The following is a 1,497-nucleotide window of genomic DNA, read 5'->3' on the forward strand; positions in this document are numbered from 1 at the left end:
GCATCCGCCACCCCCGGCCCGCGCGACGCGGCCGGACCTTTCGCTCACCTCGCACGGCTTCCGCGCCCCTGCCCGCGGACCGGCACCAGACCCGGTGGTCGACGATGACGACGTCCTACCTCAGCCCGATCCAGACGGCCGGCCCGGCCCCTTCGCGGGCGGCCGAGAACGGCCAAGGTGCAGGCCAAGGTGCAGGCCAAGCTGCAGGCCAAGCTGCAGGCCAGGCGACCAACCAGGCCGCCGGCCTGGTCGCGGCGATCCTGCGGCGGCGCGGCCTGTTCGCGGCGGTCTTCGCCTCCGTGATGGCCGTCGCGATCCTGCTGCTGATGGCGGCGCCGACGCAGTACCTCGCGGTCGGCTCGGTGATCGTGGCCGAGCCGGAGCCCGGCAGCAACAACCCCAACGCCTCGGTCGCCTGGATCCAGAAGCTCGGCGACCCGGCCGACATCGAGAGCCAGATGCTGGTGATCCGCTCGCCGCGGATGATGCGCCTCGTCGCCTCGGGCGACGTGGTCGAGAAGGTCGTGGCCGAATGCCGGCAGAGTGCGCGCGGGGGCCTCCTCGCGGGCCTGATGCCGCAAAGGGACGACGGCTGCGACAGGCTGCGCGGCAACGCCGACCTGGTGGTCGACACCCTGCAGCGGCGCTTCGTCGTCACCGGCGCGGGCCGCTCGCGCGTCATCAACATCGCCTACCGGTCGCCGAACGCCGAGACCGCCCAGGCGCTGACCAACGCGCTGATCACGACCTTCCTCGACGACCAGCGCGGCGTCCTCGCCAACAGCCGCGAGGCGGCCACCGAGTGGTTGTGGAAGGAGGTCCGCCAGCTCGACGCGTCGTTGCGCGCCGACGAGGCCAAGATCCAGGCCTTCCGCCGCAGCAAGGGCCTGATGTCGGGCGCCAACGCGCCGATCACCTCCGAGCGGCTGAGCACCATCACCCAGCAGCTCGCGGCGGCCGAGACCGCCAAGGCCGACGCCGCCGCGCGCCTGGCCGAGATCAACGCCGACCAGGCCCGCGGCTCGATCGACGCCCCGGCGGTGCTGGCGAGCCGCACCATCGGCGACCTCAAGCAGCAGATGAACGTGGTGGCCGCGCAGATCGCCAACGCCGGCACGGTGCTGGGGCCGAACCATCCGACGCTGCAGGCGATGCGCACGGAGCTGGCCGGCCTGAAGCTGCGCGTCGAACGCGAGGTCGCGAGCATCGGCGCCGGCCTGAAGAAGACCTACGACGCGTCGAGCGCGCTCGCCAAGTCGCTGCGCCAGCAGATGGAGGGCGCCAGGACCGACGCCGCCGCCGCGATGGAGAACGAGTCGGTCGCCGCCGGCATGGTGCGCAACGCCGAGATCAAGCGGGGCCAGTACGCCGACCTGTACAAGCGCGCCAACGAGCTCGAGACCGAGCGCCGCATCCTCGTCGGCAGCACCCGCCTCGTCAGCCTCGCGGACGTCCCGGCCGCCCCCGTCACCCCGAAGCCGCCGCTGTACCTCGGCG

General features: G+C 72.8%; 1 protein-coding gene. It reads left to right on the forward strand.

The genetic code is table 11. The features are described 5' to 3' along the window. Nucleotides 1-104 precede the first annotated feature (104 nt). On the forward strand, nucleotides 105-1,497 hold a 1,393-nt coding region (locus FV222_RS25800; protein ID WP_187277479.1), incomplete at its 3' end, for a GumC family protein.

Origin of the sequence: Methylobacterium sp. WL103, assembly GCF_008039885.1 — a bacterium.
Lineage (GTDB): Bacteria > Pseudomonadota > Alphaproteobacteria > Rhizobiales > Beijerinckiaceae > Methylobacterium > Methylobacterium cerastii.